The sequence below is a fragment of the Parabacteroides acidifaciens genome (genome assembly GCF_003363715.1).
GTDB lineage: Bacteria > Bacteroidota > Bacteroidia > Bacteroidales > Tannerellaceae > Parabacteroides > Parabacteroides acidifaciens.
The window spans coordinates 1-15516 of record NZ_QREV01000054.1 but is presented as its reverse complement, the minus strand read 5'-3'; the positions used below and the strand labels follow the sequence as shown (position 1 = coordinate 15516).

Genomic DNA, 15516 nt, shown 5'->3' with positions numbered 1-15516 from the left:
TTCAAGGGGAATATCATGTAAAACACTATTATGGCAACATTAGACTTCATTGTAATAGGGCTGTTCGCAATAGCTCTAATCGGGATTATTATATGGGTAACTAAACAAAAACAAAACAATTCCGCCGACTATTTCCTCGGCGGCCGCGATGCAAGCTGGATCGCGATCGGTGCATCTATCTTCGCATCCAACATCGGTTCCGAACACCTGATCGGACTGGCCGGAGCAGGAGCATCCAGCGGTATGGCAATGGCACACTGGGAAATACAGGGATGGATGATCCTGATATTAGGCTGGGTATTCGTTCCTTTCTATACACGCAGCATGGTGTACACAATGCCGGAATTTCTGGAAAGGCGGTACAACCCGCAATCCCGCACAATCCTTTCCGTCATCTCCCTTATCAGTTATGTATTGACCAAAGTCGCCGTTACGGTGTATGCCGGCGGACTGGTATTCCAACAAGTATTCGGCATTAAAGAAATATGGGGCATCGACTTCTTCTGGATTGCAGCCATCGGGCTGGTGCTGCTGACCGCCCTCTACACGATTGTCGGCGGTATGAAATCCGTCCTTTATACCTCTGTTCTTCAAACCCCTATCCTTCTGCTGGGTTCTCTGATAATCCTCGTGCTCGGCTTCAAGGCATTAGGCGGATGGAATGAAATGATAGCGGCTTGCAAATCCGTCGTTGTCAATGACTACGGCGATACGATGACACAATTGATCCGCGACAACCGCGACCCGCAATATCCGTGGCTTGGCGCCCTGATCGGTTCTTCTATCATCGGCTTCTGGTATTGGTGTACGGACCAATACATCGTGCAGCGTGTTCTTTCCGGTAAAAATATGCAACAGGCCCGGCGCGGAGCGATCTTCGGCGCTTATTTGAAACTACTGCCCGTTTTCCTGTTCCTGATTCCCGGTATGATTGCGTTCGCATTGAGCAAGAATGGCATCGTCATCAACGGTGAAGTGTTTACACTCTCCATTCCCGATGCTGCCTTCCCCACCCTTGTAGCGAAACTGCTGCCGGCCGGTGTAAAAGGACTTGTCGTATGCGGTATTCTGGCAGCCCTGATGAGCTCGCTGGCTTCCCTGTTCAATTCATCGGCTATGTTGTTTACTATCGACTTCTATAAACGTTTCAAACCGGAAACGCCGGAAAAGAAGCTGGTCGTAATCGGACAGATAGCCACAGTCGTAATCGTAGTCCTCGGTATTCTGTGGATTCCTATCATGCGTAGCGTTGGCGACGTACTCTACAATTACTTGCAAGATGTGCAATCCGTACTTTCTCCGGGTATTGCCGCCGCCTTCCTTTTGGGCGTATGCTGGAAACGGACTTCCGCGCAAGGCGGTATGTGGGGCATGTTGGCCGGTATCATGATCGGTATCACCCGCTTGAGTGCAAAAGTGTATTATAGCAACGTTGCAGATGCATCCGACAATCTGTTCAAGGCGCTGTTCTACGATATGAACTGGCTCTTCTTCTGCGGATGGATGTTCCTGTTCTGCATTATCCTGACAATCGTTGTCAGCCTCTGCACGAAGGCTCCCGAACCCGGAAAGATACAAGGTTTGGTCTTCGGAACCTCGACACCTGCCGAACAGGCGGCTACGCGTGCCAGCTGGAACCATTGGGATGTGATCCACTCTGTCATCATCCTGGGTATTACGGCTGCTTTCTATTGGTATTTCTGGTAAACAAAGGGATGTGTCAAAACACCCTTGTCCCCGCGCTTGACGCAGGGCCGCAAAAGAACAGACCTTATCAATCAGTTGCTTATATGGTCGGTTTTAATGCGATCCCGCGTCAAGCGCGGGAACAGGACAGTTTTGACACACCCCCTTGTACGCAAAACTTTACGCCTTCCTCCTATCCTCTCCTAAATTTGTACCAATTGAAGTAAAGTTTTTGTCACTATACAGCAAACAGTTCCTCCCTATGAAACTTTTGTTCCATGCCTACGGAACTTTTGTTTCCCCTTGCTGAAACTTTTGTTCCATGCCGATGAAACTTTAGTTTCACACCGAGAAAATGGTGAAACTATTTAACATATTTAAAGAGGAGTCACTATCTATTCGAAAAAAGCTGCTTTTTTCCTGGTTTTGGAACTTATTCAAATAATTCATAATATATTTGTGAACTTAATTTTTTAGACAAATGAAATTACGAATTGCTATCCTTTCGCTCGCAATCCTTTCGAGCGGAAATTCCTTGTTCGCCCAAACAGACAAGCAAGAGAAAAAGGCAAAGGCCTACATGGTTGCCGATGCCCATTTAGACACCCAATGGAATTGGGATGTCCAGACTACAATCAAAGAGTACGTATGGAATACGCTTAACCAGAATTTGTTCCTGCTGAAACGTTATCCCAACTATGTGTTCAATTTCGAGGGAGGAGTAAAATATGCCTGGATGAAGGAATATTATCCTACCCAGTATGAGGAGTTAAAGGAATACGTAAAGAACGGACGCTGGCATATCTCCGGCAGCAGCTGGGATGCAACCGATGCCCTGATTCCTTCTCCCGAATCGTTCATCCGTAATATTACGCTCGGACAGGAATACTATCGTAAAGAGTTCGGCGTGGAAAGCACGGACATATTCCTGCCGGACTGTTTCGGCTTCGGATGGACTTTGCCGACGATTGCCAGCCATTGCGGGCTGATCGGCTTTTCTTCGCAGAAACTCGACTGGCGTAACCATCCGTTCTACGGAGACAGCAAACATCCGTTCCTCATCGGGCTGTGGCAAGGCGTGGACGGCTCTTCCATCATGCTGGCACACGGCTATGATTATGGCAGAAGATGGAGAGACGAAGACCTTTCCAACAGTAAATATTTGCTGGAACTGAGCCAACGCGATCCTCTTAATATCGTATATCGTTATTATGGGACGGGCGATACGGGTGGTTCTCCGAACTTAGCCTCTGTCCGTTCGGTTGAAAAAGGGATCAAGGGAGACGGACCAGTCGAAGTGATCAGTGCAACCAGCGACCAGCTGTTCAAGGATTTCATGCCTTACAAGAACCACCCGGAACTGCCGGTTTTCAACGGGGAACTGTTGATGGACGTGCACGGCACCGGCTGTTATACTTCGGAAGCCGCCATGAAAGCATACAACCGCCAGAACGAAGTATTGGCCAATGCTGCTGAAAATGCTGCCGTTGCAGCCGACTGGTTGGGAACGAACGCCTATCCGCTGAACACGCTGACAGAAGCCTGGCGCCGCTTTATCGTCCACCAGTTCCATGACGACCTGACAGGAACCAGTATTCCGAGAGCTTACGAGTTCTCCTGGAATGACGAATTGATCGCGTTGAAGCAGTTTGCCGGCGTATTGACTTCATCCGTAAACGGCATTGCCGGCCAGTTGGATACACGGGTGAAAGGGACTCCGGTCATCCTCTACAACGCACATGCTTTCCCTGTATCCGACCTCGCTGAAGTTATGTTAGATATGCCTAAAGCTCCTAAAGGCGTGACGGTATATGATGAGAAAGGAAAGAAAGTCCCCGCCCAATTGCTTTCTTATGAAAACGGGAAAGCTCATGTATTGATTTCGGCAACTGTCCCGGCTACCGGCTATGTTGTTTACGACGTCCGTGAAGGTGGTCCGGCTGCTTCCGCTTTGCAGCAGGCAGGCGTCAACATGCTGGAAAACTCCTTATACAAGATTACACTGGATAAAAACGGCGATATCATTTCCCTCCTCGACAAGAAAAACAACAAGGAATTGGTGAAAGAGGGAAAAGCCATCCGCCTGGCTCTCTTTACGGAAAACAAATCGTATAACTGGCCCGCTTGGGAAATCATGAAAGAAACCGTAGACCGCGAACCGGTTTCCATCACCGAAGATGTAAAAATCTCATTGGTGGAGAACGGAGAGTTGAGAAAAGCGCTTTGCGTAGAGAAACATCACGGGCAATCTGTCTTTAAACAGTATATCCGTTTGTTCGAAGGTCCCCGCGCCGACCGCATCGACTTCTACAATGAAGTAGACTGGCAGTCTACCAACTCATTGTTGAAAGCAGAATTCCCGTTGAGCGTATCGAACCCGGAAGCCACTTATGACTTGGGTATCGGAAGCGTGAAACGCGGCAACAATACGATAACGGCTTACGAAGTGTATGCGCAGTATTGGACAGACCTGACCGACAAAGGGAACAGCTATGGCGTTTCCGTCCTCAACGACAGTAAGTACGGATGGGACAAACCGAACGATAATACAATCCGTCTGACTTTGCTCCATACTCCGCAGACAAAAGGCAATTATTCCTATCAGGACCGCCAGGATTTCGGCTACCACCGTTTCACTTACAGCCTGCTGCCTCATTCCGGAGCTTTGGATAAATCGAAGACTGTTCTGAGAGCAGACGAATTGAATCAGCCGTTAACCGCTTTTGTGGCGGATAAACATGCCGGACAGCTGGGCAAATCGTTCACATTTGCCAACTCCGATAATAACAGCGTAGTGGTAAAGACACTGAAAAAGGCTGAATCTTCGGACGAATTGGTAATCCGCCTATACGAAACCGGCGGCGAGCAGGAACAGACTGCCGAGATTACTTTTGCCGGCGCCATCCAGAGTGCCAGTGAAGCTGACGGAACCGAGAAAACAATCGGCAAGGCGCTATTCAACGGTAACAAGTTGCAGGTGTCCATCAAGCCTTACTCCATTAAGACTTTCAAGGTGAAGCTCAAACCGTCCGGCAATCCAGTCAAAGAGCCTCAATATGCTCATGTTCCTCTGAAATTCAACAAGAAGTGCGTGAGTTGGAATGAGTTCCGCAGAGAAGGCAACTTCAGTTCAGGCTATTCGTATGCAGCCGAGCTGCTGCCGGAAACAATCCATGCCGGTGATATCTCGTTCGGTTTAGGAGACAAAGAATCTTTCAACGGTTTAGCTTGCCAGGGAGACACAATCCAGCTGCCTGCCGGAAGCAATTACAACCGTATTTATTTCCTGGCAGCGTCTACCGAAGGCGATTGTACCGGAACATTCCGTCTGGGTAAATCCGAACAGGAAATTACGGTTTCCGAATACACCGGCTTTATCGGCCAATGGGGACATTTAGGACATACAGAAGGCTTCCTGAAAGACGGCGACATCGCTTATGTCGGTACTCACCGCCATGCTCCTGACGGAGACCAGGCTTACGAATACACCTATATGTTCAAGTTTGGCATGGATATTCCTAAAGGGGCTACAAGCCTGATCTTGCCGGACAACAAGAATATTGTTTTGTTTGCCGTTACGGTTGCCCAAGAAGACAATAAACAGGTTGCTGTCGCATCCGAATTGTTCCGCTCAGCCATAAGACCAAAAGAGGCGACGAAAGAAGCCGCAAAAGAAAACCTGATGAAGAGTGCTAAAATCATTGCCTGTTCCGGTTTCGTGAACGAAGAGGAATCTCCCGAGCACATGATTGACGGCAATACGGAAACAAAATGGTGCGATATTTCCGGCATTCCGAGTCATGTTGATTTCGATTTGGGTACACCCCAATCGATAAGCGGCTGGAAGTTGGTCAGCGCCGGAAATGAAGAACATTCTTATGTCACCGGAACCTGTTTCCTTCAAGGCAGAAACAGCTTGAACGAAGAATGGAAGACATTGGATGTCTTGACCGGCAACCACAAAAACGAGGCAACCAGTTTACTGACCAAACCGGAATCAGCCCGCTATTTACGCCTGTTGGTTACCCAGCCTACACAAAAGACCGGGGATCGTGACACCCGCATTTACGAGCTTGAAGTCTACAAATAATGTGAACAGTTTGTTTCACTAAACATCATTAAAAACGGAAGAATAAGGCATCAAGCCTGTTCTTCCGTTTTACAAATTGAGCCATAGAATTGTTTTTTATTCATTCTTTTCTTATCTTTGCCACCCTGAACCGTTAGCTCAGCTGGTTTAGAGCGCTGCCTTGACAGGGCAGAGGTCGCCGGTTCGAATCCGGCACGGTTCACTTCTCCTCTTTTTGTATATAAACGGTACGTGTAGGGAAAGCAAATTCAAGTCCCGCTTTATTAAAAGAAGCCAGTATTTCCATATTCATATCCGAAGTTACACCTAAGATATCTCCCTGTTTCTCTATAAAATAAATGTACATGATAACCAATGCCGAGTCTGCATAATTTGTAAAAACGGCTGTTGTATCCGATGGATTGGAAGATACATTCCCTACTCTTCCCGGAATAGCTTTAAGAATCTCCAATGCCTCTTTCATTTTTTCGGGAGTCGTGTCATATGTCAATCCGATATTTAGTACAACACGGCGCATCGGCTCGGAAGAGATATTGATGATATTGGCATCTGTGATCTTATAATTCGGAAAAGTGATAATACGTTTATCATAATCCATGAGCCTTGTACTTCGAACACCAACATCGACAACCGTTCCTTCAAAACTATCCACGCGAATCGTATCTCCAATGCTGAAAGGTTTGTCTGTCAAGATTGTAAAAGCGCCAAAGATATTTTTCACAGTATCCTGTGCAGCCAAAGCAAACGCAATACCTCCTATACCTAAAGTTCCCAGCAAAGCACTGATGTTCACTCCTATATTACTCAGAGCCATCACAATACCAATGATCCAGACAACAACTAAAATTGCTCTTTTGATAATCGGCGTCATCTTGTTGACTTGGCCGTCAGGCTTCTTTTCCCAATAAAGTTCAAGCAGGCCACTGAATAACCGGGCAAAAACCCAGGTAAAATTCAGAACAATCAGAATACTGTAAGCATTGTCGATTACTTTCACAAAGGTAGCCGGATAAACAAGCCGATGAATAGCTATCCAGATACCCAGCAACATGATCGCAAATTTAATGGGCGACTCCAAAGAGTAATAAATAAGATTGTCCAGATGGTTCGGAGTACGCATAATAAATGGCTTAAGTACCTTCTTACTAAACAACGCAAATAGTTTTACAATTATAATTGCCCCTACAATTATTAAAATGGAAATCCCCCAAGTTTCCAATGTATTACCCCATAACTCTTTTTCTAACATCTTTAAAATGAATTTTAATTAAACATCTTGTTATCTAAAACGGTAGAACCGGACCTATCGGTCCATCCATTTAATCGGGAATTTATTTCTTTACCCAAACAGCCAGATTACGGGCTTTTACGGAAAAGTCTCCATTCCCTTCTTCATCCACCGTGACCTCATCGGATATGCTTCCGGTTATTTCACGCCAGACCTCGCCTTTGTGCTCTTTGCCTAAATTCATTATTTTATTCCCGGCTTCATCATTGGACATTAACAAAACCAAGCCGGAACCAGGATGTTCTTCATCTCCTGTACGGATAAAGCCGACAGTCGAAGGATGATCAAAATATTCTATCTGTTCACCGTAGGCGTATTTCCGCCTTGCATCCAGCAGGATGTCAATGATTTTGGTATGAGGAGATTTTTCTCCTTTCACGCCATAGTAATCACCGTAGAAAAGACAAGGATAACCGTCTTTCATCAGTAATATCAGCCCATAGGCCAGCGGTTTGAACCAGTCCTCGATCTGCGATTCCAAAGAACTGCCATGTTGCGAATCGTGATTATCGACAAAGGTTACAGCCAATTCACAATGATGTTCTACCAGAGTATTCTTCAGAATATTTTGCATATTGTAATCCTTCCTTTCCAGCGATGCCTGGAACATATTATAGTGTAACGGTACATCAAACAGATTCACTTTATGATCTACCGCTTCTACATAGTTATCCAACGTTTCCATATCACCGTTCCAGTATTCGCCTACAGCATAAAAGTCATTACCTCTTTCACTTCGTACGGCATCGAGGAATTGGGCAATAAACTGGTCTTTCATATGTTTGATGGCATCCAGGCGCATACCGTCGAGATCCAGTTCATTGGAAACCCATTTTCCCCATCGGTTTAACTCGGCAACGACCTCAGGATGGTCCAGATCAAGATCGTTACACAAAAGGAAATCATAATTTCCATTCTCGCCGTCCACACCGTCGCTCCACGCTTTTCCTTCTCCCTGGATTTGGAATATACCGCTACGTTTCTGGGAATCGTCGAATCCCGTTCCGGAGAAATGATACCAATGCCACTTAAAATCCGAATACTTATCCTTACGCCCATGAAAACTGTAACCGGTCCAGCCCTGTATCTCGAACGGCTCTCCCAAAGCGGCATTTCTTTGATTGGGGTCGACTTCTACCACCATAAACTTTTCCGTAAAATCACCACCGGCTTTATGGTTCAAAACGACATCAAGATAAACTGCGATATGGTTTTTGTGCAGTTCGTCGATCATTTCTTTCAGTTCGTCTTTCGTACCATATTTGGTGCGTATTGTTCCTTTTTGTTCAAATTCACCTAAGTCATACAAATCGTAGGTTGCATAACCTTCATCCTGCTGTTCGTCAGCTTTGTATGCAGGTGGAATCCATACTGCCGTCACACCAATATCATGCAAATGCGAGGCATCCTCTTTTAATTGCTTCCATAACTTCCCGTCGTTCGGGAGATTCCACTCAAAATACTGCATCATTACACCATTTTCCATAATCTAACTCTTTTTTGTATTTAATAATACGAACGAAAATTATTTAATAATTCAATCTTTCTTTCTGTATCAGCTTTGATCATCTTCTGCATAAATCCGGCCAATTTTATAGAATTGACTTCGTAGAAACCTATCCGCATAAATATGGCTTTGATCCCGTCTTTCTCATAAAGCTTGTCAAAACGGTGAAACCATGTAGGCCGGACAGATGTTGGTTTATAATCCCTCTCGATCAGCATACGAATAAAGTATAATCCTCTATAATAGAATTCGTCAACCCGAAGGATGGCATCCCACTCGATTTCTTCCCGGATAGCCGACATTTCAGTAATACCCTTTTCCGTCAGAATGATGTAAGGTTTTCTATCGAAATAAGTACCGATACCAAAAATCAAACACAGAACAGACAGAATAATGAAACTCCACCCGACTACATTTTTATCGGGAATTTGCAAGAATAACCAACCCGCCACTGCCAATAATAGGCAGACAATGATAAATACGAATGCTTTATTCCTGGATTTATATATAACGATCCTGTTATCCATACTAAGCTTCTCATTTATTGCCGGTACAATATCAGGGCTGAAGAAGCTGCAATCGTAACAGTTCCTCCCTGTAAACTATCCAGACCATCCATACTGATTTGTCCGTCGCGGCAAACAACCGTCCATTCTCCTTCGGGAATACTGATCTCTGCTTGGTTCCGATTGCCATTGTAGGCGATTAGGATTTCTTTCCACTCGTCATTGTTGGCATGTTCTCCCAAGGTGTAGGCAATTACGCCGGAATCACCTGTATCCATAAAATGAAGCCACTGCTGTAATCCTTCTACCGTTGGAATACGGAAGGCCGGGTGAGCTTTACGAAGGGCGATCAGCTCCCTGATATAGTCAAAGAGATCACGGTTTCTGGCCTTTAAAGACCAGTCGAGTTGGTTGATAGAGTCCGGTGATTTAAAACTATTCGGTTCCCCTTGTTTATCCTGCATGATCTCTTCACCACTACGGATAAAAGGGACTCCCTGCGCTGTTAACAACACGGTATGTATCAATTTGTCGATTGGCATAAGCTCGTCGGCCGCATGATCGCCATGAACAGAAAGTTTCAGTTTATCAACCAATGTATATCCATCATGACAGGCTACGAAATTGATCATTTGCGAAGGAGCACCGGCATACGGACCATCGCAATAAAGTAATCCCCCGTAATCTACTTGCGGATGCTGTGTTCCTCCAACTATGCCGTATTTGACCGGCTCGAAATGGCCATTGATATTTCCGGAAGCATATCCGGGCTCTTGCTCATCGAAAGTACTACCTTTCAAGCCATCGCGAAATTCATCGTTGAAAACAGCAATACCTTCCATTTGTCCGACATGTTCCTTGACAGCCCGTTGTTCATAAGGTAACGGAGAATCAGCAGCGATCCAGCCTTCACCGTAAACAAAGATAGTCGGATCAATCTTTAGCAGTTCCGCTCTCAACTGATTCATGGTTTCGATATCATGTATCCCCATCAAGTCGAAACGAAAGCCATCGATATGGTATTCTTTAGCCCAGAATTTTACCGATTCAATAATGTAATGTCGAACCATTTCACGTTCCGAAGCCGTTTCATTACCGCATCCGGATGCATTTGAGTAAGAACCGTCGGGATTCTGCCGGTAAAAATATCCGGGAACTGTCAGGTTAAAATTTGAATGATCCGTTGAGGCTGTATGGTTATAGACAACATCCAGTACGATTCTGAAACCATTTTGATGTAAGCTTTTAACCATCTCTTTAAATTCACGGATACGGACAACCGGATCCGCCGGATCGGTGGAATAACTACCATCCGGCACATTATAGTTTTTCGGGTCGTATCCCCAATTGTAGTTGTTATCTTCCAAATGTGTTTCATCCACTGTTGCAAAATCAAATGAAGGCAGAATATGGATATGTGTTACGCCAAGTTCTTTCAGATGATCCAAGCCGGAAGCTTCTCCTTCGGGAGTCTTTGTTCCGGTTTCGGTTAGGGCCAGAAACTTTCCCTTGTTTTCTATACCAGAATCAGGAGCAATACTGAAGTCTCGGTGATGTAACTCGTATAGAATAATGTCGGAATACATCTTTTGTTCAGGCGAGTGGTCAGAATCCCAGCCTTCCGGATCTGTCTCGCCCCAATTGATTACAGCAGCACGATTACCGTTGACACCAACCGCTTTTGCCCAGATACCAGGTGTTTCATTCAACCATTCTCCGTCTATCTTTATCCGAAAAGTATAAAAAGTACCTTTCAAATCGCGGTCTATATGAATGCGCCAGATACCATTGTCTGCCTTATTCATTTCTACCTGATCTTCCGGTTCGCCTCCTTCTCCGGATGGATACAAGTTCAATTGCACCTGATCAGCAGTTGGTGCCCATAATGTAAAAACGGATTGTTCGGGTGTGTACACCAGTTCCAGGTCATCGCCCAAATAACACGGATACTGATCATACGGGGCCGACAAGTCCACAGACCGATAATTTTTCAAATTGTCCATACAAATAACTTTAATATTAATACAACTGATACGCTTGATCGATAAATCAATCTTTATTCCCTCGTATATTAAAACAATCAAAAAGTCAAAATTTCTGGCTTAAAATGAAAGAAATAGGGAGTTTTAGAAAAAAAATACTCGGCTGTATTATATGTATAAGGACAAAGGTTGATTTATTTTCGAAATTAGACAATAAAATCACACTTAAGTTTCAATATTCGCAACTAAAACAGTCATATTGACAATAATACATACATAAACTTTATATTAATTGATAATAGTTGCGCATTACAAAATTATTGTTAATTGAATCATCTATTTTCGAACCATTTTTTTATATGCCTTGTTTCATTTACGTGTATGGTGATAAGTAGAGTTTAAACCCGGCCGGGCACTCCCTGTTGATAATTTATATAGTAATTTAGTATTCATCTTTAAATTTTTAATTATGAACTTTATTTGGTATATCCTTATAGGGATAGTATCCGGATTTATAGCCGGAAAGATTATGCGTGGAGGAGGTTTTGGGATCCTCGTTAATTTGTTAGTTGGTATTATTGGTGGTGTATTAGGAGGCTGGGTATTCGGTCTTTTAGGAATTGCTACTGCAGGTATTTTAGGAAGTCTTATTACTTCTGTCATCGGAGCTGTCCTGTTATTGTGGATCGTTTCTTTTTTCAGGAAACCTCACAATGCGGAGTTATAATTTACTGTTCATTATTTTATTAATCGTTTTAAACATTTCAAATTATGGAAACTAATAATTCAAAATTTTGGATTGGACTGGGTTTAGGTTCAATCATCGGTTTCGTCACATACCGTTTTTCTTGTTCATCAATGAGCAAGCAAGTAAAAGAAAAAGTATATCACTCTTTGCACAAACTACATGGAGGAGCAGAAGTAATAATGGATGAGGCAAAAGATAAAGTATTGGATGCCGGTACGAAAGCAGCAGATAAAGTTGCCGACGGAACTTTTAAGGTAGCAGAAAAAGCTGATGAGATGAAGAATAAAGTGCATTCTTATGCAGACAATGCAAAGAAATAGAATCCACTAAATTGTATGATGTTTAATTTAAAATGTTGAGTTATGTTTTATCATGTAAAATATTTGCAGTATAATGCACGTGTCTCTGCACCGGACCCACGTTTCGCGCGTTTATTATTGGAACAGTTTGGTGGTGCAAATGGTGAATTAAAAGCAGCAATGCAATATTTTGTTCAAGCGTTCAGCTGTCGTAATCCTTTTCCCGACAAATACGATATGTTGATGGATATTGCAACCGAAGAGCTAAGTCATTTAGAGATCGTGGGGGCTACAATTCAAATGTTGTTAGGGCCGGTTAACGGTGAGATGAAAGATGTAGTTGAAAATATGGAAATCAATAAGATGATGAATGGTAAGGCTGCAAAAGAAGATTTCATCCATCAAGCTTTTACGAATCCACAGTTCTTGGTAATGGCTCCGGGTAGTCCGATGCTGACCGATAGCAACGGTAACCCGTGGAATGCTACTTACGTGACAGCAAACGCGGAACCGACTGTCGATTTACGATCGAACCTGGCAGCAGAATCCCGAGCAAAAATCATGTACGAATATCTTATTCCTTTTACTGATGATCCATATGTAAAGGAAACATTAGACTTTTTGATGACCCGTGAAGTTGCGCATTTTCAACAGTTTGAAGCAGCTCTGGAGACTATCAAGCCTAACTTTCCTCCTGGTATCTTCCAGACAAATCCCAAATACAGCAATCTTTATTTCGATATGTCGATGAGTGAAGATGCACGAGGACCCTGGAACGAAGGTACCAGCTCCAAACTAAATGAAGAATGGTTGTACATTAACAACCCGCAAGATTATGTTTCTTCGTCAAGCGGATTGACAGAGGTCACTCCTAAAGGGACTGAACGTACGGAGAAAATGGTAAAGCAAATGGACAAGAAGCTTGCCAAAGAGCGAAAGGAAAAGATCCTTTCTAAAACTCCGGAAAAAGACATGCAATGGAGTCACTATCATTCCACTAAAAAGGATCACAAAAAATAATTCTCAAGAATTATTTTTGATTGATTTAAATTACCCTGATTCTTGTATATTTAACTATTATAAAAGAATATGGATTGGATCAGGGTAATCTTGTATTTCATTTATTAATTAAAAAATAAAAGTCATGGGATTAATTTGGTCAATTATTATAGGTCTTGCTGCCGGTGCAATTGCAGGATGGATCATGAGAGGTAGAGGTTTCGGCATGATTATTAATCTGATTGTCGGCCTTATTGGAGGTTTGCTTGGCAGTTGGATATTCGTTCTTTTGGGTTTGGCAATGTATGGTATTTTAGGCAGTTTAATATCTGCTGTTGTTGGAGCCGTTATTTTATTATGGATTTTATCTTTATTTAAAAGAAAAGTATAGGGTTTATATGGTAAAAAGTTTTACAATTAAATTAAGTAGTCATGAAAAAGTTTATAAGTTTAGTAGTCTTATTGACAATCTCATTAAGCGTTTTTGCACAAAAGGGTGATTTTTCATTATTGGGGAATTTCGGTTATCAGACAGATTTCAAGCGTGTTATGCTTGGTGCTCAAGGACGTTATAATCTAACAAATCATATACGCCTGGCCCCGGATCTGATGTTTTTCTTTCCTAAAAATAAAGTCACAGGATTTGATATTGATGTGAACGCTCATTATGTCTTCAATCTGAATGCAGATAACCTGTCTCTTTATCCGTTAGCAGGTTTTAATTTGCAGAATAATTTTCAAGGCAAACAAACCATCAAAGGCGATGATGGCAAAGAGACCACTCTTGATTCTCATAGTTCAACAAATTTCGGATTCAACTTGGGAGGCGGCCTTACTTATAATATAAATACACGCAACTTCCTGAATGTCGAATATAAATATGTATTTGGTAAAGACAACTCCTCCGTAATTGCTTTTGGTTGGGGTTACCGTTTCTAAAAACAAGATATATATCGTTTTAAACAAATAGAAAAAGTTATGAATAAAATTATTATATCAATGGCGCTCCTTAGCGTCATGCAGTTCTCTTATGCCCAGGAAAAAGAGGGCTACAGTACAGAGCCGGCACACAGTGCCACATTTTTAAAGAACGGTTTTTGGGATAATTGGTTTATTGGAGCCGGTGCCGGAGCGAACATATATTTTGGTGACAATAATAAAGATGCTGATTTCTTCAATCGTTTTACAGTGACACCGGAATTTCAAATCGGAAAGTGGATCAGTCCTTATTTAGGCACTCGTATCAAAGCTGCCGGATTGACAAACCTGCATACATTCAATGACAATGCAACTATCATGTCACGCAACCGATATGCCAGTTTTCAGGCAAACCTGATGTGGAGTATTACGGATTATTTCATGAAATATAGTTCTGACCGTGTTTATCAACTGGTCCCTTATGTTGGATTCGGTTGGGCTTTCGGATGGGACTATAAGAATCAACCGGAATATTCAATGGGGCATGTTCGTGATAACAGTATGACATTGAATGCAGGTCTTATCAATAATTTCAGATTATCGAACCGGGTGACTCTGTCAATTGAATTTGCGGCAACAACTTTAAAAAGTGAATTCAACCAGGTAAAAACCAGTGGTAATTACGATATATTGGGCACAGCTTCTGCCGGGTTGATTTTTAATTTGGGAAAAGATGCCACTTTCTCGGAAGCAGAGCTAAGAAATCCGCTTGAGATCGATGCCTTAAATAGCAGGATCAATGAATTGTATGAACAAAATCAGGTTCTGGCACAGCGTCCAGTGAGTTGTCCGGAATGTCCGCCAACAGAAGTTATCACTGAAAAGATCGTAGAAACCAATCCATTGATCAATAACGTAGTATTATTTAAGATAAATCAGACAAAAGTTGATCCTTATCAAGGCGTGAACATTTATAACATCGCTCAATATCTGAAAGATAATCCACAGTTGAAGGTTAAAGTTATTGGCTACACGGATAAAAAAACCGGAACAGCCAAAATCAATGAAAAGTTATCAGCAGAAAGAGCTCAGAACGTAGCCAGAATATTGATTGACGAATATAACATTAGTCGCGATCGCGTGATAGTTGAATGGGTTGGGGATCGTGAACCTCCATTCGATAAACCGGAATGGAATCGCGCGGTAATACTTTATGTTGAATAATCCGTATATCTCAGAACCGTTACCTGACTTGAAAAAAGGAGTACCTTTAGTAATCAGATAACCTCTTGCATACTCGCACTTTTCAGGTACTCACTTGAATTTGATTTATTATGAGATCACAAAAGAGGGGAGAAATTAAATTTCCCCCCTCTTTGCTTTGCCTCACTTATTATTGTAGTCTAATAGGTAAACAGGGCTCACCCGATAATCATTGGGGATAAATAAATTCATTATTTGGCAAAAGAGAGCCTGCGGCAGAGGGGGCTTAT

General features: G+C 42.9%; 12 protein-coding genes and 1 tRNA gene. 9 read left to right on the top strand and 4 right to left on the bottom strand.

What is annotated here, in order from left to right; genetic code table 11:
• The first annotated feature begins 30 nt into the window (after positions 1-30).
• The 3 genes from DWU89_RS16980 to DWU89_RS16970 all read left to right on the top strand — a co-directional run bounded on the left by DWU89_RS16980 (position 31) and on the right by DWU89_RS16970 (position 5978).
• Positions 31-1707: a sodium:solute symporter gene (locus DWU89_RS16980; RefSeq protein WP_115500825.1), complete on the top strand. Its 1677-nt coding sequence runs from the start codon at positions 31-33 to the stop codon at positions 1705-1707.
• A gap of 460 nt (positions 1708-2167) precedes the next feature.
• Positions 2168-5776, top strand: coding sequence for a glycoside hydrolase family 38 N-terminal domain-containing protein (locus DWU89_RS16975; protein ID WP_115500824.1), 3609 nt, complete (start codon positions 2168-2170; stop codon positions 5774-5776).
• Between the two features lie 127 nt (positions 5777-5903).
• A tRNA-Val gene (locus DWU89_RS16970) sits at positions 5904-5978 on the top strand.
• On the opposite strand, the gene DWU89_RS16965 is transcribed toward DWU89_RS16970, so the two are convergent.
• From DWU89_RS16965 to pulA, 4 genes are all read right to left on the bottom strand, one after another.
• Positions 5976-7025, bottom strand: a complete 1050-nt coding sequence (locus DWU89_RS16965; RefSeq protein WP_115500823.1) for a mechanosensitive ion channel family protein — start codon at positions 7023-7025, stop codon at positions 5976-5978. The two genes, DWU89_RS16970 and DWU89_RS16965, sit on opposite strands and share 3 nt — an antisense overlap.
• Positions 7026-7107: 82 nt before the next feature.
• Positions 7108-8550: an alpha-amylase gene (locus DWU89_RS16960; protein WP_115500822.1), complete on the bottom strand. Its 1443-nt coding sequence runs from the start codon at positions 8548-8550 to the stop codon at positions 7108-7110.
• Between the two features lie 20 nt (positions 8551-8570).
• The gene (locus tag DWU89_RS16955) at positions 8571-9098 is read right to left on the bottom strand and encodes an STM3941 family protein (RefSeq protein WP_115500821.1); all 528 of its coding nucleotides are present in this window, start codon (positions 9096-9098) and stop codon (positions 8571-8573) included.
• A gap of 14 nt (positions 9099-9112) precedes the next feature.
• Positions 9113-11080 (bottom strand): type I pullulanase, encoded by a 1968-nt coding sequence (pulA, locus tag DWU89_RS16950; protein ID WP_115500820.1) that lies wholly within the window; start codon positions 11078-11080, stop codon positions 9113-9115.
• Positions 11081-11528: 448 nt separating this feature from the next.
• Here pulA and DWU89_RS16945 point away from each other — a divergent pair, with 448 nt between their 5' ends.
• The 6 genes from DWU89_RS16945 (at position 11529) to DWU89_RS16920 (ending at position 15247) form a co-directional block, all read left to right on the top strand.
• Positions 11529-11786: a GlsB/YeaQ/YmgE family stress response membrane protein gene (locus DWU89_RS16945; RefSeq protein ID WP_115500819.1), complete on the top strand. Its 258-nt coding sequence runs from the start codon at positions 11529-11531 to the stop codon at positions 11784-11786.
• 44 nt (positions 11787-11830) lie between these two features.
• Positions 11831-12127: a YtxH domain-containing protein gene (locus DWU89_RS16940; RefSeq protein ID WP_115500818.1), complete on the top strand. Its 297-nt coding sequence runs from the start codon at positions 11831-11833 to the stop codon at positions 12125-12127.
• A gap of 42 nt (positions 12128-12169) precedes the next feature.
• A complete protein-coding gene (locus DWU89_RS16935; RefSeq protein WP_115500817.1) occupies positions 12170-13126 on the top strand; it encodes a manganese catalase family protein in 957 nt (318 codons plus the stop codon).
• A 124-nt stretch (positions 13127-13250) separates the two neighbouring features.
• Entirely contained in the window at positions 13251-13496 is a 246-nt protein-coding gene (locus DWU89_RS16930) for a GlsB/YeaQ/YmgE family stress response membrane protein (RefSeq protein WP_115500816.1), read from the top strand.
• Positions 13497-13537: 41 nt separating this feature from the next.
• Complete coding sequence (locus DWU89_RS16925; RefSeq protein ID WP_115500815.1) at positions 13538-14044, top strand: outer membrane protein; 507 nt, start codon at positions 13538-13540, stop codon at positions 14042-14044.
• A 39-nt stretch (positions 14045-14083) separates the two neighbouring features.
• Complete coding sequence (locus tag DWU89_RS16920; protein ID WP_167451717.1) at positions 14084-15247, top strand: OmpA family protein; 1164 nt, start codon at positions 14084-14086, stop codon at positions 15245-15247.
• The last annotated feature ends 269 nt before the right edge of the window (positions 15248-15516 follow it).